15 protein-coding genes are annotated in these 18,010 nt (G+C 73.3%); 5 read left to right on the top strand and 10 right to left on the bottom strand.

Annotated elements, in window-relative coordinates; all coding sequences use genetic code 11:
• The first annotated feature begins 51 nt into the window (after window positions 1-51).
• Window positions 52-720 carry a lysophospholipid acyltransferase family protein gene (locus tag LP52_RS08575; RefSeq protein WP_040272268.1) on the top strand — a complete coding sequence of 223 codons (669 nt, stop codon included), beginning with the start codon at window positions 52-54 and terminating at the stop codon, window positions 718-720.
• 150 nt (window positions 721-870) lie between these two features.
• Here the strand turns inward: LP52_RS08575 and LP52_RS08570 are convergent, their stop codons facing one another.
• The 3 genes from LP52_RS08570 to LP52_RS08560 form a co-directional block, all read right to left on the bottom strand.
• The gene (locus LP52_RS08570) at window positions 871-2,376 is read right to left on the bottom strand and encodes an aminopeptidase P family protein (protein ID WP_052809607.1); all 1,506 of its coding nucleotides are present in this window, start codon (window positions 2,374-2,376) and stop codon (window positions 871-873) included.
• A 124-nt stretch (window positions 2,377-2,500) separates the two neighbouring features.
• Entirely contained in the window at window positions 2,501-2,722 is a 222-nt protein-coding gene (locus LP52_RS08565) for a DUF3099 domain-containing protein (RefSeq protein WP_040272266.1), read from the bottom strand.
• Between the two features lie 16 nt (window positions 2,723-2,738).
• The gene (locus LP52_RS08560) at window positions 2,739-3,659 is read right to left on the bottom strand and encodes an oxygenase MpaB family protein (protein ID WP_052809606.1); all 921 of its coding nucleotides are present in this window, start codon (window positions 3,657-3,659) and stop codon (window positions 2,739-2,741) included.
• Window positions 3,660-3,823: 164 nt separating this feature from the next.
• Here LP52_RS08560 and LP52_RS08555 point away from each other — a divergent pair, with 164 nt between their 5' ends.
• Window positions 3,824-4,696: an alpha/beta fold hydrolase gene (locus LP52_RS08555; RefSeq protein ID WP_040272264.1), complete on the top strand. Its 873-nt coding sequence runs from the start codon at window positions 3,824-3,826 to the stop codon at window positions 4,694-4,696.
• Window positions 4,697-4,747: 51 nt separating this feature from the next.
• Here LP52_RS08555 and LP52_RS08550 read toward each other — a convergent pair whose 3' ends face one another.
• Together LP52_RS08550 and LP52_RS08545 are read right to left on the bottom strand one after the other, a co-directional pair.
• Window positions 4,748-5,764, bottom strand: coding sequence for a nitronate monooxygenase (locus LP52_RS08550; protein WP_040272263.1), 1,017 nt, complete (start codon window positions 5,762-5,764; stop codon window positions 4,748-4,750).
• A gap of 108 nt (window positions 5,765-5,872) precedes the next feature.
• A complete protein-coding gene (locus LP52_RS08545; RefSeq protein WP_040272261.1) occupies window positions 5,873-6,313 on the bottom strand; it encodes a TIGR03618 family F420-dependent PPOX class oxidoreductase in 441 nt (146 codons plus the stop codon).
• A gap of 265 nt (window positions 6,314-6,578) precedes the next feature.
• Between LP52_RS08545 and LP52_RS08540 the strand changes: the two genes are divergently transcribed.
• Window positions 6,579-6,815 carry a hypothetical protein gene (locus LP52_RS08540; RefSeq protein WP_052809604.1) on the top strand — a complete coding sequence of 79 codons (237 nt, stop codon included), beginning with the start codon at window positions 6,579-6,581 and terminating at the stop codon, window positions 6,813-6,815.
• A 60-nt stretch (window positions 6,816-6,875) separates the two neighbouring features.
• On the opposite strand, the gene LP52_RS08535 is transcribed toward LP52_RS08540, so the two are convergent.
• The 5 genes from LP52_RS08535 to LP52_RS08515 form a co-directional block, all read right to left on the bottom strand.
• Window positions 6,876-7,823: a threonine ammonia-lyase gene (locus LP52_RS08535; protein WP_040272259.1), complete on the bottom strand. Its 948-nt coding sequence runs from the start codon at window positions 7,821-7,823 to the stop codon at window positions 6,876-6,878.
• Window positions 7,824-8,229: 406 nt separating this feature from the next.
• Window positions 8,230-10,602 (bottom strand): beta-xylosidase/alpha-l-arabinosidase, encoded by a 2,373-nt coding sequence (locus LP52_RS08530; protein WP_052809603.1) that lies wholly within the window; start codon window positions 10,600-10,602, stop codon window positions 8,230-8,232.
• Between the two features lie 82 nt (window positions 10,603-10,684).
• The gene (locus tag LP52_RS08525) at window positions 10,685-11,596 is read right to left on the bottom strand and encodes a carbohydrate ABC transporter permease (RefSeq protein WP_040272257.1); all 912 of its coding nucleotides are present in this window, start codon (window positions 11,594-11,596) and stop codon (window positions 10,685-10,687) included.
• Window positions 11,593-12,561, bottom strand: coding sequence for a carbohydrate ABC transporter permease (locus LP52_RS08520; RefSeq protein WP_040272256.1), 969 nt, complete (start codon window positions 12,559-12,561; stop codon window positions 11,593-11,595). Before LP52_RS08520 ends, LP52_RS08525 begins: the two co-directional genes overlap by 4 nt.
• Complete coding sequence (locus LP52_RS08515) at window positions 12,558-13,847, bottom strand: ABC transporter substrate-binding protein (protein ID WP_040272254.1); 1,290 nt, start codon at window positions 13,845-13,847, stop codon at window positions 12,558-12,560. The genes LP52_RS08520 and LP52_RS08515 overlap by 4 nt, the downstream gene beginning before the upstream one ends.
• Window positions 13,848-14,050: 203 nt before the next feature.
• Here LP52_RS08515 and LP52_RS08510 point away from each other — a divergent pair, with 203 nt between their 5' ends.
• Together LP52_RS08510 and LP52_RS08505 are read left to right on the top strand one after the other, a co-directional pair.
• Window positions 14,051-15,049 carry a LacI family DNA-binding transcriptional regulator gene (locus LP52_RS08510; protein ID WP_052809602.1) on the top strand — a complete coding sequence of 333 codons (999 nt, stop codon included), beginning with the start codon at window positions 14,051-14,053 and terminating at the stop codon, window positions 15,047-15,049.
• Between the two features lie 1,833 nt (window positions 15,050-16,882).
• Window positions 16,883-17,956, top strand: coding sequence for an endo-1,4-beta-xylanase (locus LP52_RS08505; RefSeq protein ID WP_040272253.1), 1,074 nt, complete (start codon window positions 16,883-16,885; stop codon window positions 17,954-17,956).
• Window positions 17,957-18,010 lie beyond the last annotated feature (54 nt).

Below are 18,010 nucleotides of genomic sequence, written 5' to 3'. Positions count from 1 at the left end.
GAAGCGCTAGATTGGCGTGGAAACGGTGTCGGCGCGCGGGCGGGGTGGATCGTGCTCTATGACGCGGTGCGCACGATGGGCAGGCAGCTGGGACGGGGCCTGTACCGGCCCCGCATCGAAGGGGTGGAGCGGATCCCGGCCGCGGGTCCGGTCATCCTCGCCGCCAACCACCTCTCCTTCTGCGACAGCGTGGTGATCCCGCTGGTCGTGCCGCGCCGCATCCGGTTCCTGGCCAAGGCGGAGTACTTCACCGGCTCGGGCGCCAAGGGCCGGATGTCGCGTGCGACCTTCACCGCGCTGGGCGCGGTCCCGGTGGAGCGCGGCAGCGGCGGCGGGGCGCTGGAGGCGCTCGACATCGGGCTGCGCTGGCTCAAGGACGGCGGCGTGTTCTCCGTCTACCCCGAGGGCACCCGCTCGCCGGACGGGCGGCTCTACCGCGGCCGCACCGGCGTGGCGCACCTCGCCCTCGCCTCGGGCGCGCCCGTGGTTCCGGTGGGGCTCACCGGCACCGAGCGCATCCAGCCCATCGGCGCGCGCGTGCCGCGCATCGCCCCCATCACGGTGCGCTTCGGCGCCCCGCTGGACTTCTCGATCGGCTACGACCACCTCAAGACCGGCCGCGCGCGCCGGTTGGTCACCGATGAGGTCATGGCCGCCATCCAGCGCCTGACGGGCCAGGAGGAGGCCGGGGTCTACAACGACCGCGCCGTCGACGAGTGAGCAGGGGCTCCGCACCCGGCCGACCGGGTGCCGACACCGCCGCTGTCGCGGTACGGCCCCGGTCGGCGGGCGGCCGGCGAGCACACGGAGGCGGCGGCGCCGCGCGTCCCGCCCCCGGCACCCGGCGTGTGCGGGTGCCGGCGGCTGCGGTCACGGCAGGCGCTGGGCCAGCCAGGCCTCGACGTCGTCGGCGGTGCGCGGCAGGCCCGCCGAGAGCACGCGGTTGCCCTCGGACGTGACGAGGACGTCGTCCTCGATGCGCACGCCGATGCCGCGCAGTTCCTCGGGCACGGTGAGGTCGTCGGGCTGGAAGTACAGGCCGGGTTCCACGGTCAGCACCATGCCCGGCCGCAGGTCGCCGTAGAGGTGGGTCTCGGTGCGCGCCTTGGCGCAGTCGTGGACGTCCAGGCCCAGCATGTGCCCGGTCCCGTGCAGGGTGTAGCGGCGCTGCAGGCCGAGTTCGACGACCCGGTCGACCGGGCCCTCCAGCAGGCCCCACTCGACCAGCCCCTCGGCCAGCGTGCGCTGGGCGACCCGGTGGTACTCGGTGAAGGGCCGCCCCGGCGCGAGTGCGGCGATCGCGGCCTCCTGGGCGGCGTAGACCAGGTCGTAGACGCGGCGCTGAAGGGGGGTGAAGCGCCCCGAGACCGGCAGGGTCCGGGTGACGTCGGCGGTGTAAAGGGTGGTGGTCTCGACGCCGGCGTCCAGCAGCAGCAACTCGCCCTCGCGCACCGGGCCGTCGTTGCGCATCCAGTGCAGCGTCGTGGAGTTGGGCCCGGAGGCGGCGATGGTGCCGTAGCCGACGTCGTTGCCCTCGACGCGGGCGCGCAGGAAGAACGTGCCCTCGATGTAGCGCTCGGAGGTGGCCCGGGCCTGGGGCAGCGCTTCGGCGACGTCGCCGAAGCCCAGCACCGTGGCGTCGACGGCGCTCTGCAGCTGGGCGACCTCCCACTCGTCCTTGACCAGACGCTGGTCGTGCAGCGCCACGGCCAGCTCCTCGTCGCGCTCGGCTGCGGTCTCGGCGCTGTCGGCGGACTGCGCGCGCAGTCCGCCGACCACCTCCTCCAGGGAGGCGTCGTGGCCGCGCAGGATGCGCACGGGAACCTCCGGCGCTTCGCTCAGCACCTCCGGCAGCCGGCGCACGTCGTGGGCCTGCAGTCCCAGCCGCTGCGCGGACTCCGCGAGGCTGTGGCGCCGCCCGCTCCACAACTCGCCGTGCCCGTCGAGCCAGAACTCGCCGTTGTCGCGGTTGGAGCGGGGACGCAGGTAGACCGTGGCGTCGTGGCCGCCGCCGGAGCGCGGCTCCAGCACCAGGCAGCCGTCGTCGGACTGGTCGCCGCTGAGGTAGACGTAGTCGCAGGAGGGCCGGAACGGATACTCGGTGTCGTTGGATCGGGTCTTGAGGTTGCCGGCGGGCACGACCAGGCGCTCGCCGGGGAAGCGCGCGCTCAGCGCCTCGCGGCGCTTGGCGGTGTAGGCGGCCTGCTCGATCGGCTGGGGGTCGCGGCTCTCGGTGTCGGCCCAGCCGGTGCGCATCCAGTCGGCCAGCTCCTCGGAGACGGTCTGCTCCTGGCCGTTCTTGCGGGCGGTGAACACCGGCGCCTCGGCGGCGCCGTCCCCCTCCGCCTGGGGCCTGCTGCTGTGGTGTTCACTCACGGTGATGCCTCCCGGACATGGCTCGACGTTGATGGACCGCTTATGGCCGCTCACCTTCCATCCTACGGGCGCCCACCGCTGCGCACAGGCGCCGATGCGCCGCTCCGGGCCGCAGGCGAGGGTCTCAGCGCGGGGCGTCGGGCCCGTATCCGGTGCCGCGGTCCTGCGGGTCGTCGGGGTCGGGCGTGTTGCCGATGACCACGGCGACGGGCGGCAGGACCATGGCCACCGCGCACATCGCCAGCGCCCAGCCGGTGCCCGCCAGGTGATACACCGGCAGCGAACCGCCGAACAGCACCAGGCAGGTGGTCATGAGCCAGACGTACCTGCGCTTTCGCCGCTGCATTCCTCCAGGCTAGTCCTCAGTCGGCGGCCTCGGTCGCCCGCTGCGGACGCGGCCAGGTGGCGGGGTCGGTGAGGGCCGCGAGGCCGCCGCGCACGTCGTAGCCGGCGGCCGCGAGGCGTTCGCGGGCGCGGTGGGCGCGCTCGACGGTGGCGTCGTCGAACAGGCGCAGATAGAGGGAGGCGGGGGCGGCGTTGAGGCCGGCGCGCACCCCGCGCAGGGCGGCGGTGACCGCCGCCTGGGTGCCCGGGGGCTCGGGCAGGGTCCCGTAGGCGCGCCGCGCCCAGTCCGGCAGCGTGTAGTACGACAACGCGCCCACCGGCAACCACAGCGGTTTCAGCCACGCCAGGGCCTTGAGCCGCTCGGGCGCCTTGGGCCACAGCAGGAACCGCACGGCCGCGGCGGCCTCGGGGGTGGCCGCCAGCCGCGGGCGCATCCGGGCGAGATAGGCGCGCATCTGCGCGACCGAGGCGGGGACCTCGGCGGGATCCAGTCCCACCAGGGCGGCGGTGCGGGTCTGCTCGGCGAAGTAGGCGTCGGCCCCGCGCCGATTCATCCGCACGCCCGCGCGCGTGACGACCTCCAGGTAGGAGACCACTTCGGCGCAGTGCACCCACAGCAGCAGCTCGGGTTCGTCGACGCGGTGCCGGCGGCCGGTGGCGGGATCGGTGAAGGCCAGGCGGGCGTGCACGGCCCGGACCCGCCGACCCAGTTCGGCGGCCTCCTGCGGGCTGCCGTAGGTGGTGGCGGCGACGAAGTCGGCGGTGCGCGTGAGCCGCCCGGTGGGGTCCTCCATGAAATCCGAGCGCTGCCAGACGCCCTGCATGGCCAGCGGGTGAAGCGCCTGAAGCATGAGCGCGCGCACGCCGGCCACCCACATGGCGCGGTCGATCTGCACGCGCCAGACGGCACCGGAGGGTGAGGCGACGGTCGGCTGCATCCTGTCCCGCTTCCTCGACCGCCCCGGCAGCCGGGCTGACCGACCAGCCGGTGTCCGGGGCGTTCACCGCGACGACGCCACCGAGTCTAACCACCGCCCCGACCCGGCGCAGGGGGCCGAGTAGCCTTGCCCGAGCGGCACCCACGCACCAGCTGGAGGAAGACATGGCGGAAACCCTCGCCCCCGACACCGAGACGCTGACCCTGCGCCGCGGCGACCTGGAGTTCGACGCCCTGGCGACCGGACCGGCCGACGGTCCGCTGGTCCTTTTCCTGCACGGCTTCCCCGAGTTCGCCACGTGCTGGCGGCGGCACCTGGCCGCGGTCGGCCGGGCGGGCTATCGCGCGGTGGCGGTCGACCAGCGCGGCTACTCGCCGGGAGCGCGACCGCTGAACACCGCGGACTACGCGGTGCCGGAACTGGTCGGCGACGTGACGGCCTTCGCCGACGAACTCGGCGCCGAGCGCTTCCACCTGGTCGGCCACGACTGGGGCGGCGTGGTCGCCTGGCCCACGGCCGCGGAGCACGCCGATCGGGTCGCGAGCCTGACGGTGCTGTCCACGCCGCACCCGGCCGCGCTCGCCGACGCGCTGGCCTCCTCGCCCGAACAGCGCAAGGCGATGTCCTACATCCGGCTGTTCCAGACTCCCGGCGCCGCCGAGGAATCCCTGCTCGACAACGCCGCCACCGCCCTCGCCGACCTCTTCGAGGACCGGGTGCCCGAAGACCTCGTCGCCGACAACGTCCGCCGCCTGTCCCAGGCCGGCGCGCTCACCGCGGCGCTGAACTGGTACCGCGCACTGGAGCTGGACACCGGTTCCACCGACGCCCCGGACATCAGCGTGCCCACGCTGTACGTGTGGGGCACCGAGGACGTGGCCTTCCTGGCCGCGGCCGCCCACGGCACCGGCGAACGGGTCTCGGCCCCGTACCGCTTCGTCGAACTGCAGGGGTTCTCGCACTGGCTCCCCGAGGAGGCGCCCGACCAGACGGTGGAGCCGCTGCTGGAGCACCTGGCCGCAGCCGAGCAGGGCTGACGCGCGCCGGCGCCGCGCGGCCGCGGCACGCCCGTTGCACGGTGGCGCCGTCTAGAGGTCCGCGGCGATGTCGGCGACGACCTCGGCGGCCGGGCGCTCCCGGACCGCGCGGAAGGCGGTCCCGGCCCACAGGTGCACCGTGTCGGCGGCGGCGGCCCGGGCCGCCGCCGCCCGGAGGGGGGCGGTCATGTGGTGGATGTGCGGATAGGCGGCGGGGGCCGACCCGTCGTGCTCGGCGAGAAACCGGTTCGCCAGGGCGCGCGCCCGGCGCCCGCTGAAGGCGCGCGTGACCGCCGTGCGGGCGAAGCGCTGCCGGAGCAGGGCGTCCTTGTGCACCTGGGCGGCACCGCTTTCGGGAGTGCACAGCAGCGCGGTGCCCAGCTGCACGGCCACCGCGCCGCCCGTCAGGGCGCGCCGCGCCTCGGCCGCGTCGCCGATCCCGCCCGCTGCCACCACAGGGAGCCGGACCCGGGCGCGCACCTCGGCCAGGAGCTGCGCCAGCGGGATCGTGCGCTCGTAGGCGTCCTCGAAGGAGGCCTGGTGGCCGCCCGCCTCGGCCCCCTGGACGCACAACGCGTCCGCGCCGGCATCGGCCGCGGCCTCGGCCTCCGCGGAGGTGGTGACGGTGACCATCACCTCGGTGCCCGCGCGCCGCAGGGACGCGATGTCGGCGGGGGCGGGACAGCCGAAGGTGAAACTCACCAGCGGGACCGGGTCGGCGCGCAACGCGGCGAGTTTGGCCGGGTAGTCGTCGTCGCCCCACACCGCCGCTCCGGGCTCCACCCCCAGGCGCGCGGCCTCGCGTTCCATCCGCTCCCGGTAGGCGGCCAGCGCCTGGGGGTCGGCCGTGTCCCGAGCGGGGACGAAGAGGTTGACGCCGAACGGGCGGTCGGTGAGCGCACGCAGCCGGCCGATCCGCTCGCCCATCGCCTCCGCCGTGAGATAGCCGGCGGCGAGGAATCCCAGTCCGCCGGCGGCGCCGACGGCTGCGGCGAGCTCAGGGGTGCTCGCTCCCCCGGCCATCGGTGCCGCGATGACGCCGACGTCGAGCTCCCGAAGAATCCCCAATCCACATCCTTCCGACAAAAGCAGCCAAACGGATGTCAGCTTCGCATGCCGCCGTGCGCCGCGGGATGCCGGGGCGCGCCGCGCCGGGCGCAGGGCTCCGGGGCACGGTCACAGGGACAGGATCCGCACGGGCCGGATCAGCACGGCGCTGCGGCGCTCCTCGGCCATCGCGCGGTCGTAGGCGTCGAAGTCCTCATGGGTGCCGCCCGCCGCGGTGAAGACGTCGCGCAGCAGCTGCCGGAGGCCTTCGGCGTCGACGCCCTCGCGTGGATCGTCGTAGCCGACGAGGTCGGCCGTGCCCTCGACGGAGGCCCAGTGGAAGCCGGGCTGGAAGACGATCGTGGCCTGCGGGCGGCGGCGCAGGAAGCGGAGCTTGGCGCCGGTCCCGGCGGTGGTGAAGCCGACGACGCGCTCACCCGAGAGGGGGTGGGCGACGACGCCGGCCGTGACGACGGTGGACTGGATCGAGCCGTCGGAGCGGGTGGTCGAGACGATCCCCAGGTGCCCACACTGCTCCATGACGGCCATGACGTCCTCGATCGTGGCCATGGGCCTCCTCCCGGTAGTGCCGCCGGCGGCGGGTACGACCGCGGTTCCCGTCGAAGGTGTCTTCCCTCCGGATCACCCCCCGACACCGCGGAACGGGGAAGGGCGCGGCGGACACGCGATCCGGCGGGCTCTGCTGCGGAGGACGGCGGAGCGGGGCGGACCTATGGCCGGGCTCACGGTCGCAAACACCGACAACTCGGGTTAACACCGATTACGATCGACGCCGGGAACGGTTCCCACCCATCGAGCAGCGGAGGTGATCCGGATGATCGACACCGGGCTGATGACGACGGGGCTCGTCGTCATCCTGGGCGGGATCGGTCTGATCCTGCTCGGCGGAGCCGCCTACATCGCCTACCAGGCGTTGGAGAACCGCTTGGACGAGCGGGCCGGGATTCCCACGCCCCACGAGGCGCCGCGGCCGGCGGACGCGCCGAGCGCCTCATCGGAGGGCACGGACCGCGAGGCCGGCGAGCGGCGGCGCGAGCACCAGCCCGCCTGAACCGCGCGGCCCGTCTTCCCCCCGGGCCGGATCGGCGGACACCTCTCCGGCGGCCCGGCCTCACCCTTCGGCCGTGACCGCCCGCGCCAGCAGGTCGGGCACCACGTTGCCGCCCGAGACCACCGCGACGGTGCGTCCGCCGGGGGCGCGTCCGGCCAGATGGGCCGCGGCGGCCACCGCCCCGCTGGGCTCGGCGACCAGGCGGGCGCTGAGGGCCAGCGCACCCATCGCCGCGAAGATCTCCTCCTCGCTGACCGCGACGATGCCGTCGAGGCGCGCGCGCAGGTGAGCGAACGTCAGCTCCGAAGGCCCCACCCGCACGCCGTCGGCCATGGTGCGCTGGGTGCGCTCGGCCGGCCAGGGGGTGAGCCTGCCGCGTTCCAGGCTCTGCTTGGCGTCGGCGGCCAGTTCGGGTTCGACGCCCACCACGCGGGCCTGCGGGCAGCGGGCCTTGACCGCTGTGGCCACGCCCGCGGCCAGTCCGCCCCCGCCCACCGGGACCAGCACCGTTTCGACGCCGGGCAGATCGGCGGCGATTTCGCTGCCGACGGTGCCCTGTCCCGCGATCACGTCGAGGTGGTCGAAGGGCGGCACGAGCGTCAGTCCCTGCTCCTCGGCGAGTTCCCGGGCCTTCTCGACGCGGCGGACCGGCTCCACGCTCACGGTTTCGGCGCCGAAGCCGTGCATGGCCGCCACCTTGACGCGCGGCGCCCCCTCGGGCACCACCACCACGCAGCGGACGCCGTGCATGCGGGCGGCATAGGCCAGGGCCTGGCCGTGGTTGCCCGAGGAATGCGTGATCACCCCGGCGCGGCGCCGCTGCGGGTCGAGGCGGGCGAGGGCGTTGCCGGCCCCGCGGATCTTGAAGGCGCCTACCGGCTGCAGGTTCTCCGGCTTCACCCACAGCTCCCCCGGCGCCCATTCGCAGGGCACAAGCGTGGTGCGCACGGCGGCTCCGGCCAGGCGCTCCTCTGCGGCGGCGACATCAGCGGACGTGATCAGCTCCATGACCGCAGTATGCCCGCGTGTGCGCCGCGCGTCCCGGCACCGGTGTCCTTCACCCCCGTTGACAGCTCGCACACCCCCGCTTACGTTGATGGGAGCGCTCCCAGAGCGTTGCGGACGGTTTCCCCGTTCGCCGCCCGGATCCGGCCCGGCACTCCCCTCCCCTGGGCCGGCCGACGGCGCGGAAAGCGGCGGGGGCGGCCGATGCCATCGGCCGCCCCCGCCGTCCCGGCGCGCGTCCGTTCCGGCGGCGCCGCACGCGGGGATTCGCCCGCATTCGTTCGTTTCGCCGGGCCTGCGGCGGTCGCGCCGACAGTCGGGCAGAACGCGAACGGGCCGGACCCGGCGCGGCGGCGGTCCGTGCACCGCCGCCGCCCGGATCCGGCCCGGATCCAGCGTGGTCCGCGGGCTACTCGCCCACGACCGCCTCGCTCACCAGATGGCGGGTGTGGTCGACCTCCCGGGTCTCCCCCTCCAGGCGCACCCGCGCGGTGTGGCGGATGTCCTCGCTGGAGGCGGCCAGGGACAGGTCCAGATCGCCGGCATCGACGACGCGCCGCCCGTCGGGCCCGGTGTAGGCCGCGAGGTCGGCCGCGACGGCGAACTCCACCCGCCGCTCCTGGCCCGGTTGCAGCTCCACCCGCGCGTAGCCGATCAGGCTGCGCACCGGCCGGCTCACCCGGGCCACCGGGTCGCCCAGGTAGAGCTGGACGACCTCGGCGCCGGCGCGCGCTCCCGTGTTGCGCACCGTGCAGCCCACGGTGAAGGAGCCGTCGGTGGTGGTCGCGGACGGATCGCCGGCGACCGCGGGGCGGGCGTCGACGCGGAAGTCCGTCCACGCGAAGGAGGTGTAGGACAGGCCGTGGCCGAAGGGGTAGAGCGCCGTGGGGTCGACCGAGCTGACCTCGCTGCGCCGCCCCAGGGAGGGGGCCAGGTAGGACACGGGCTGCGCGCCGATCTCCCGCGGCACCCCCACGGGCAGCCGGCCGCTCGGGTTGACCCGCCCCGCCAGCACGCCGGCGACCGCCGGACCGCCCTCCTCGCCGGGGAAGAACGCCTGCACCGCGGCCGCCGACCTCTCGGCCAGATCCTCCAGCCCGTAGGGGCGCCCGCTCATCACTACCAGCACCACGGGAGTGCCGGTCTCCAGCAGCGCATCCACCAGCTGCCGCTGGACGCCGGGCAGGCGCAGGTCGGCGACGTCGCAGCCCTCGCCGGACGTGCCGCGACCGAAGAGCCCGGCCCTGTCGCCCACCACGGCCACGCACACCTCGGCGGCCTCGGCGGCGGCGACGGCCTCGGCGATGCCGGAGGTGTCCGGGTCGTCGACGCCGCATCCGCGCCGGTGCTCCAGTTCGGTGCCGGGCAGTTCGGCGCGCAGCGCATCCAGCAGCGTGGGCACGTCGATGCCGATGTCGGTGTCGGGGTGGGAGGGGCCGACGTGGGCGGGGAAGGAGTAGCAGCCCAGCATGCCCTCGGTGGAGCCGGCCAGCGGCCCCACCACGGCCGTCCGGCGCCCGCCCGCCAGCGGCAGCGCGCCGCCGGGGTTGGCCAGCAGCACCACCGACTCCTCGGCCAGGCGGCGGGCCAGGTCGCGGTGCTCGGCGGGGTCCAGGTCGATGTCGACGTCGGGCGCCGCCTCGGCCCCGTTGGAGCCTTCGGCGGGGAACGGCGTCCAGTCGGCGTCGAGCAGGCCCAGTTCGCACTTCTGGGTGAGCACGCGCAGCGCGGCGCGGTCCACGAGCTCCTCGGAGATCCGCTCCTGGCGCACCGCCTCCACCAGCGGCGCGCCGTAGGAGCGCAGCGTCGGCAGCTCGATGTCGACACCTGCCTCCAGCGCCGCGACCGCGGCATCGCCCGCCGAGCCCGCGGTGCCGTGCAGGGTCTCCAGGAACGTCACCGCGAAGTAGTCGGAGACCACGGTCCCGGAGAAGCCCCACTCCTCGCGCAGCAGATAGGTGAGCAGCCCGGGGTCGGCGGTGGCGGGCACGCCGTCGTTGGCCGTGTAGGAGGGCATGACCGACTTGGCGCCGCCGAGTGCCACCGCCATCTCGAAGGGGGGAAGCAGCAGGTCGGCGAACTCCCGCGGGCCCGCCGAGACCGGGGCGAGGTTGCGCCCGGCCCGCGACGCCGAGTACCCGGCGAAGTGCTTGAGAGTCGCGACGACGCCCGCCGACTGCAGCCCGCGCACGTAGGCGGTGGCCACGGTGCCGACGAGGTAGGGGTCCTCGCCGATCGTCTCCTCGGTGCGGCCCCAGCGGGAGTCGCGGGAGACGTCCAGGACCGGTGACAGCCCCTGGTGCACGCCGACGCGCCGCATCGAGGAGCCGATCTGGACCGCCATCCGCTCCACGAGGTCGGGGTCGAAGGAGGCGCCCCAGGCCAGCGGCGTGGGATAGACGGTGGCCTTCCACGCGGCGAAGCCCGAGAGGCACTCCTCGTGCGCGATGGCGGGGATGCTGAAGCGGTTGGCGGCGGCGATCTCCTTCTGCGAGTTGGCCAGCGCCTGCACCCCCATGGCCGGGTCGACGGGAGCGGTGCCGAACGGCCGGGTGAGCTGGCCGAGCCCGTGGGAGATGACGCCCTCCCAGTCGGGTGGTTCCTCGGCCAGGTCGTGCTGGTGGGGGGCGACGCCCTCACCGGATCCGTCGGCGCCCACCCAGACCCCGTAGAGCTGGGCGACCTTCTCCTCTAAGGTCATGAGCCGGAGAACCTCGCCCGCCCGTTCAGCGGCCGGACGCTCGGCGTCCTGCCAGGGGGCGGGGTTGGAATGGGGCGACATATACCGTCCTTCTTCATTACGGAGCCCCGCGCACGCGGGGCTTTCAGTGGCTGTCGGTGCCGGTGGGGGGCAGGCGCGCCGACTACTTGCCGCCGACGCCCATCATTCCGCTGACCAGGGACCGGCGAGCGATCAGATAGACGATGAACAGGGGGACCGTCGCCAGCACGACGGCGGCCAGAAGCCCGGGGATGTCGACCCGGTACTGCCCCTGGAACTCGAACAGGCCCAGCGTGATCACCCGCTTGTTCGCCGACTGGGTCAGGATCAGCGGGAACAGGAACCCGTTCCAGGCCTGCAGCGCGGCGTAGACCGCGATGGTGCTGATGCCCGACCGCGAGAGCGGCACGACCAGGCGGAAGAACATGCGCACCGACCCCGCGCCGTCCAGCTCCATGGCCTCGTAGAGGTCGTCGGAGATGTCGCGCATGGACCCGGTCAGGATCAGGATGCACACCGGCAGCGCGAAGGCCGCGGTAGGCAGCATGATGGCGATCAGCGAGTCGTACAGGCCCATCTCGATGATGATCAGATAGACCGGGATGATCACCGCCTGGTTGGGGATGGCCAGCCCCAGCAGGAACGCCCGGAACAGCGAGTTGGTCAGCAGGGACCGGGTGCGCACGATGGCGTAGCCGGCCGTGACCGCAAGGGCGACGACGATGGCGACCACCGCCGCGGTCACCACGAGCGTGTTGAGCACGAAGCCCACGAGCCCGTTGTCGATCGCCTTGGCGTAGTTGTCCAGGGTCGGATCGGAGGGAATGCCGAGCGGCCCTGCGGACCGGTATTCCGAGGTCTCCTGGAACGTGGCCACCAGCAGGGCGTACAGCGGTACGCCCACCACCAGCAGCCAGGCGAAGGCGCCCAGCCCGGCGACCGGGTTGGGGCGCTGGCGCCAGCTGCGCAGGCGCTTGCGGGGGCCGGGGGCGCCGGAGCGCGGTCCCGTGCTCCGGATCTGCTGGCCGGCGGGTGCCGGAGAGGTCGCGGTCACATCCCCTCCCGGGTGCTGCGCATAGAGCCGAATCCGGTGAAGCGCACCATCAGCAGCGAAGCGAGGGTGGCCACGGCCACCAGCACGCAGGCCACTGCGCTGGCGTAGCCGTACTCGTAGTTCTCGAATCCGGCTTCGTACATCAGGTACGGCACGATCGTCGTCGCGTGCCCCGGGCCGCCGCCGGTGATGATCAGGACCGTGTCGAAGTAGGTCAGCGACCCCACGATCATCAGCACCGACGATGTGGTGATCGTGTTGCGCAACTGGGGCAGCGTGATGTGCCAGAACGAGCGGTAGCGGCCGGCGCCGTCGATCTCGGCGGCCTGGTAGAGCGACTCGGGGATCTGGCGGGCTCCGCCCTGGTACAGCAGGGTGTGCAGCGGGATGAACTGCCACCCGCTGACGAACAGGATCACCAGGAACGCCCCGGACTCGCTGCTGAGGATGTCCAGGCCGGGCACCCCGATCATCGGACCGATCTGGGCGAGCGGGCCGAAGTTGGGATCCAGCAGCGCGCGCCAGATGATGGCGATGGCGGCCGAGGACAGCAGCAGCGGCACGAAGAAGATCGCCGAGAGCACCGCCCGGTTGCGTTGACGGCCCGCGGCCCACACACCGAGCAGCATCGCGATCGGCGTCTGCATCGCCCAGCTGCCGGCGGTCAGCAGCAGGGTCAGCAGGATCGCCTGGTGCATCACGGGGTCGCCCGCCAGTCGGGTCCAGTTCTCGAACCCGATGAACTGAGGGGAGCCCAGTCCGCCCCAGTCGGTCAGCGACAGGTAGATGACCAGCCCCATGGGCAGCACTGCGAACAGCGAGAAGAACAGCAGCGCGGGAAGTCCCCACCAGGCACTGGGACGCCCGGCGCGCGGCGCGCCCGGGCGCGCACCGCCGGCGGCGGTGCGCGCCCGGGCCCGAGCCGACGCGTGGCGTCCGTCTCGGTTGGGTGAAAGAACACTCACTGGAGGGCCGCCACGTTGTCGACGAACTCCTCGGGGGTGACCTGCTCGTTGAACAGCTTCTCGATCTCGGTCACCATCGGCTGGGCCACCGACCGGGGCAGCGCCTGGTCCCAGGAGAGCTGGAAGGTGGGCGCGTCGCGGACCATCTCGTATTGGAAGGTGGCGAAGTCGGGGTTGGGCGCGTGCTTCTCGATCATCTCTTCGGAGTTGGTGGTCGTGGGCACCTCGCCGTTCTCGACCATGTCCTGGACGTAGGCCTCGCTGTAGGTCTGCTTCAGGAAGTCGACCTCGGCTTCGGTCTCCCCGTCGTCGGTCACGGAGAAGAAGTTGGTCGGGTTGCCCACGACGGCCTGGGGGTTGCCTTCGCCGTCGGGCAGCGCGGGGAAGGTGGTGTAGCCCAGGTCCCCCTTGGCGAACTCCTCGGCGTCGGCCAGATGCGTGGAGTACTCCCAGGAACCCATGAGGTGCATCGCGGCCTTGCCCTCGGACAGCAGGGCCGAAGCCGCGCCCTCGTCGTAGCTCACGGAGGCGAAGTTGTCGCCGAAGGCGCCGCGCTCGACCAGGTCCTGAACCGTCTCGGCCGCATCCAGCACGGCGGGGTCGCGCCAGCCCTCGGGGTCGCCGTTCTGGATGCGCTGGAAGACCGAGTGGCCGCCCTTGCGGTCGACCAGGTACTGCATCCACATCTGCTCGGTCCAGGGAGTGGCCCCGCCGAGCGCGAAGGGGGTGACGCCCTCGTCCTTGAAGGTGTCGATCAGGTCGAGGAGGTCGTCCCAGGACTCCGGGGGCTCGGCGCCGGCGTCCTCGAACACCTGCTCGTTGTAGAAGAGCATGACCGGCTGGGTTCCGCGCAGGGGGATGCCGTACTGGGTGTCGTTGACCTTGCCGGCTTCGAGGATGGAGGGGATGAAGGCCTCCTCCATCTCCGGGTTCTCCTGCAGCGTGGCGCCCAGGGGCAGCAGCATCTCCTGCTCGACGTAGGGCTCGATGCTGCCGCCGCCCCAGTTGAAGAACACGTCGGGAGACTGGCCCGAGCCCATGACCGTGCGCAGCTTGTCCTCGTAGCCGTCGGCGGGGACCTCGTTGATCACAGCCTTGGCGTCATGGTCCTCGTTGAACCGCTTGGCGGCGTCCTTCTGCACCACCGCGAGCGAGTCCTGGTACATCATCACGGTCAGCTCGCCGTCGCCGCCGGAGCCTCCGGAACCTCCGGAGCCTCCGCAAGCGGTGGTGGCGAACAGGAGCAGCGCGAAAGCGCCAGCGGCGCCGGCCCTGTGGGGAATCATGGCCACGTCCTTATCGAAACTATCGGATACGTTATCGCAACGCGTGCTGCCAGAATTTACGGGCCTGCCACAAAGACCGTCAATACTCCAGGAGAAGTTCGTCACCCTCCCCCCGCGCCGCCGCGGCGGGAGGCCCAGTAAAATGCGTGCTTGTGACAGCAGAACCCGCCCCGATTCCCCAGGGCCCCGCCGGATCCGAACCCGTGACGATCTCGAAAATTGCGGAGGCCGCAGGGGTGTCCGTGCCGACGGTCTCCAAGGTCCTCAACGGACGCGCCGACGTCGCGCCCGAAACCCGCGCGCGCGTCGAGGAGCTCATCCACCGGCACGGCTACCGCCGGCGCCGCGGGCCCGGCGCGGGCCGTTCGCCTACCATCGACCTGGTCTTCCACGAGCTGGACAGCGCGTGGGCCATAGAGGTCATCCGCGGCGTGGAGCGCATCGCCCGCCACGAAGGGCTCAGCGTCGTGCTCTCCGAGTCCGGCGGTGAGCAGACACCGCGGGACGCCTGGGTCGAGGCGGTGCTGGGCCGCCAGTCCACGGCCGCGATCCTGGTCTTCTCCGACCTGGCGCCCGAACAGCAGGCGCGGCTGACCGCGCGCAGCATCCCGTTCGTGGTCGTCGACCCCACCGGTGACACCGAAGAGGACGTGCCCTCGATCGGCTCGGCCAACTGGAACGGGGGCCTGGTGGCCACCCGGCACCTCATCGAGCTGGGCCACGAGCGCATCGCGGTGATCGGCGGCCCCACCGACGTGCTGTGCAGCCGGGCGCGCATCGACGGCTACCGCTCGGCGCTGGACTCGGCCGGACTTCCGGTGGACCACGATCTGATCCGATCGGGCGACTTCCACATCGAGGGCGGCCACGGCCACGGCCGCGACCTGCTCACCTCGCCGGATCCGCCCACCGCCATCTTCGCCGGCAGCGACCTGCAGGCCATGGGTCTGTACGAGGCCGCGCGCGAACTGGGCGTGCGCATCCCCGAGGACCTCAGCGTGGTGGGTTACGACGACCTGCCCGTGGCGCGCTGGGTCGGCCCGCCGCTGACGACGGTGCGCCAGCCCTTGACCGAAATGGCCGAGGAGGCCACCCGGCTGGCGCTGATGCTCAGTCGTGGCCAGCAGCCGCCCAACCTGCGCCTGGACCTGGCCACCAACCTAGTGGTCCGGCACAGCACGGCCCCTCCGAAGCACCGCTGAGGGCGCCTGCCGAACGCGGACGTGCGCGCGCCGGCGGCCGCTGGGGCCCACCCGCGGACGCGGGCGGGGTAAGGACTGCGCGCTGAGGGCTTCGACCTGCGCGCCTGCAGGGACGCGGGCCCGCCCGCCACCGCTGCGCGGCCCAGGCCGCAGCGCCGCGCCCTGCTCGCCCTCGGTACTGTCGAAACCCGCTCCGCCGAAACCGCGACCGATCCGCCGTGTGCTGCCCGACCGCGGGCCGCAAGCCCGCGTGCCCGTGCCATGTCGCGGACGAGGGGCGGGACCGCAGCCGTCCCGCCCCTCGTCGCAGCGGCGCCCTTAAGGGGCGAAAGGGCGCCGTATCCGGGGAAAGTCGTATCGCGGCGGCGCCGGGGCCGCCGCCCGGCGGGGGCCTGGAACCGGCCGCACGAGGCCGCAGTGGTAGTGATGCGGCCGGTTCCAGGGATCGGGGTGACGCACCAGGGCGTCGGTCGCCGCCCGCAGCGTGCGCGGCGGCGGGGTGCGGCGCTCCGGGGCGCGGGGGCACAGGCGGTTCCGGGCGCAGGGGACCCGCCCGGAACCGCCTGTCGGCGGCGGGCTGGAGTGCCGGCACGAGGTCCGGCGCTCGTACCGTCGGCCGTCGCCCCCGCGCGGACGGTGCGCCGCGAGGGTTTCGACAGGGGGCCGCCCGAGGGCGTCGGCATGGGATGCCGCGATCGCTCGCCCCTGCGCCGAGGCCCACGTCCCGACCGCCGCGGGCGCGCCCGCGGCGACCGCGCCGCCGCTGGGGCGGGCCGATCGGCGGAGCCGTGCGCGGCTCGGGTCGGTCATGGCGCTTCCTCGCAGTCGCGGATCGGGGGCCGGGCTATCCGGCCCCGCGCATGCGCGCGGCCGGGCCCGGATGCGGGCGGAGGTGCGGCGGTACGCCGCGTCGGTGCGGCGAAGCGACGCCCTCTACCGGGGTCGCGGCACGGCATCGCCCGGCGTTCGGGCGCCGTGCGGGGTCGGCGGCGCGGTCGCGGAGCTTTCGGCGGGGGCCGCTCCGGGGGATGCGGCTGGAGCGGCCCGGCGGCTGCTCAGTCGGGGTCCTCGGCCCATGGGGTGTGCTCCCTTCGGGTCGTACACGTCCACTGGCGGCCACCCGCGCCCCCGCATGTTGGGAGCGCTCCCATGCAGTGACGAATGTAACACGGTCGCCTTGGGACACCAATAGGTCACACACCGAAACTATCCCGAAAAGCGAAAACCGCACCGCACAAGCTCTGATCCCTGCGCCGGCGCACCGCGTCGGGCCGCGCGGGGAACCTCGCCCGAGGGCCCGGCCCTTCGGCGTCTGCGCCGTACCGGTGCGGGCGGCCGGTGCGCCCCGCGGCGTCGGCACGTTCCGGGCACTGCCCCGGCGACCGCTTCCGGTAGAGGCGGTTCCGCCGGGCGGCCGCGCTCGGGTACATCGCGGCACACGGCCGTGAGCGCGGGCCGCGCCGCCCGGCACAGGGGCCAGTCCGCCCCAGGCCGCCACGGACCGGTGGTCCGGGACGACGAACCCCGGCTCCTGGACCGGTCCCAGGCCCGCGACCGCCATGAGGACGTCGTCGATCAGCGCGGTCGGCGACTCGACACCGCCGAGCGGCTCACGGGTGGTCTGCGCGAACGAACACGCGGCGGTGAAGCCCCTTCGGGCGGCGGGCGGGCGCGCCGACGCGACCGCAACCGGCCACGGCGGCTACCGTGGCAGGGCTCGGCTGGAATCATCGGTACGCGCGCCGGGATCGCCCGCCGGCGCCGGCGCGAGCCGGAAGGCCGGGGGCCGGACGCGCCGACGTTGTGCGTTATCGGACCGAAAGAGGCGGCCCCATGGCGAAGTCGCACTCCCGGCGCCGACGCGTTCTGGCGATCAGCGGCAGCCTGCTGCTCGTCACCGTGCTGGCCGTGGTCGCCGTCCGGGCGGCCGCCGGTCCCACCCAGGCGGGCGGCGTCCCCCTTCGCGATCTCGCCGCCGAGCGCGGCATCCGCATCGGCGCGGCCGCCAATCCCTACCTGCTGGAGCGCGAGCCCGACTACCGGGCGCTGCTCGCCGAGCAGTACGGCTCCATGACGGCGGAGAACGTGATGAAGTGGGACTCGCTGCAGCCCGAGCGCGGCGTCTACGACTTCTCCACCGCCGACGTCCTCACCGCGTTCGCCGATGAGCACGACCAGCAGATGCGCGGCCACACCGTGCTGTGGCACAACCAGAACCCGGAGTGGCTGGACCAGGGCGAGTTCGGCCCCGAGGAACTGCGTTCGATCATGCGCGACCACATCGACACGGTGGTCGGCGAGCACTTCGCGGGGCGGGTGTATGCCTGGGACGTGATCAACGAGCCCTTCCGCGACGGCAGCGGCGAGCTTCGCCCCAACCTGTGGCTGAACACGCTGGGCCGGGGCTACATCGCCGAGGCGCTGCATATGGCCCACGAGGCCGACCCGGATGCACGGCTCTACATCAACGACTTCAACATCGAGGGCCGCAATCCCAAGAGCGACGCCCTGTACGACCTGGCGGAGTCGCTGCTGGAGGAGGGCGCTCCGCTGCACGGCATCGGCTTCCAGGGCCACTTCCACGCGGGCGGTGTGCCTGAGGACATGGCGGAGAACATGCGCCGGTTCACGGACCTGGGCCTGGAGGTGACCGTCACCGAGCTCGACGTGAGTATCAAGATGCCCGCGAGCGCGGAGGAGCTGCGCACTCAGGCCCGGGACTACCGCGCGGTGGTGGAGAACTGCCTGGAGGTCGGCGGCTGCACGGGAGTCACCGTCTGGGGCATCGGCGACGCGGACTCCTGGATCCCGTCGTGGTTCCCGGGCCGGGGTGCGGCGCTGCCCTTCGACGAGGACTACGCGCCCAAGCCCGCCTACGGATCCCTGCAGGAGGCCCTGGGCGGCTGAGTCGCCCCGCCGTCCCGAAACGGCCCATCGGCCCCCGTGGGGCATACTCGGAGC

The organism is Streptomonospora alba (assembly GCF_000826685.1).
Lineage (GTDB): Bacteria > Actinomycetota > Actinomycetes > Streptosporangiales > Streptosporangiaceae > Streptomonospora > Streptomonospora alba.
The sequence above is the reverse complement of the archived record's forward strand: the minus strand, read 5'-3'. Positions and strand labels throughout refer to the sequence as shown.

Coding starts and splice junctions, on each gene's coding strand:
- LP52_RS08565 (WP_040272266.1), bottom strand. CDS start 2,722: ATGCAGCGGCGAAAGCGCAGGTACGTCTGGCTCATGACCACCTGCCTG.
- LP52_RS08535 (WP_040272259.1), bottom strand. CDS start 7,823: ATGGAGCTGATCACGTCCGCTGATGTCGCCGCCGCAGAGGAGCGCCTG.
- LP52_RS08560 (WP_052809606.1), bottom strand. CDS start 3,659: ATGCAGCCGACCGTCGCCTCACCCTCCGGTGCCGTCTGGCGCGTGCAG.
- LP52_RS08555 (WP_040272264.1), top strand. CDS start 3,824: ATGGCGGAAACCCTCGCCCCCGACACCGAGACGCTGACCCTGCGCCGC.
- LP52_RS08505 (WP_040272253.1), top strand. CDS start 16,883: ATGGCGAAGTCGCACTCCCGGCGCCGACGCGTTCTGGCGATCAGCGGC.
- LP52_RS08545 (WP_040272261.1), bottom strand. CDS start 6,313: ATGGCCACGATCGAGGACGTCATGGCCGTCATGGAGCAGTGTGGGCAC.
- LP52_RS08540 (WP_052809604.1), top strand. CDS start 6,579: ATGATCGACACCGGGCTGATGACGACGGGGCTCGTCGTCATCCTGGGC.
- LP52_RS08530 (WP_052809603.1), bottom strand. CDS start 10,602: ATGTCGCCCCATTCCAACCCCGCCCCCTGGCAGGACGCCGAGCGTCCG.
- LP52_RS08515 (WP_040272254.1), bottom strand. CDS start 13,847: ATGATTCCCCACAGGGCCGGCGCCGCTGGCGCTTTCGCGCTGCTCCTG.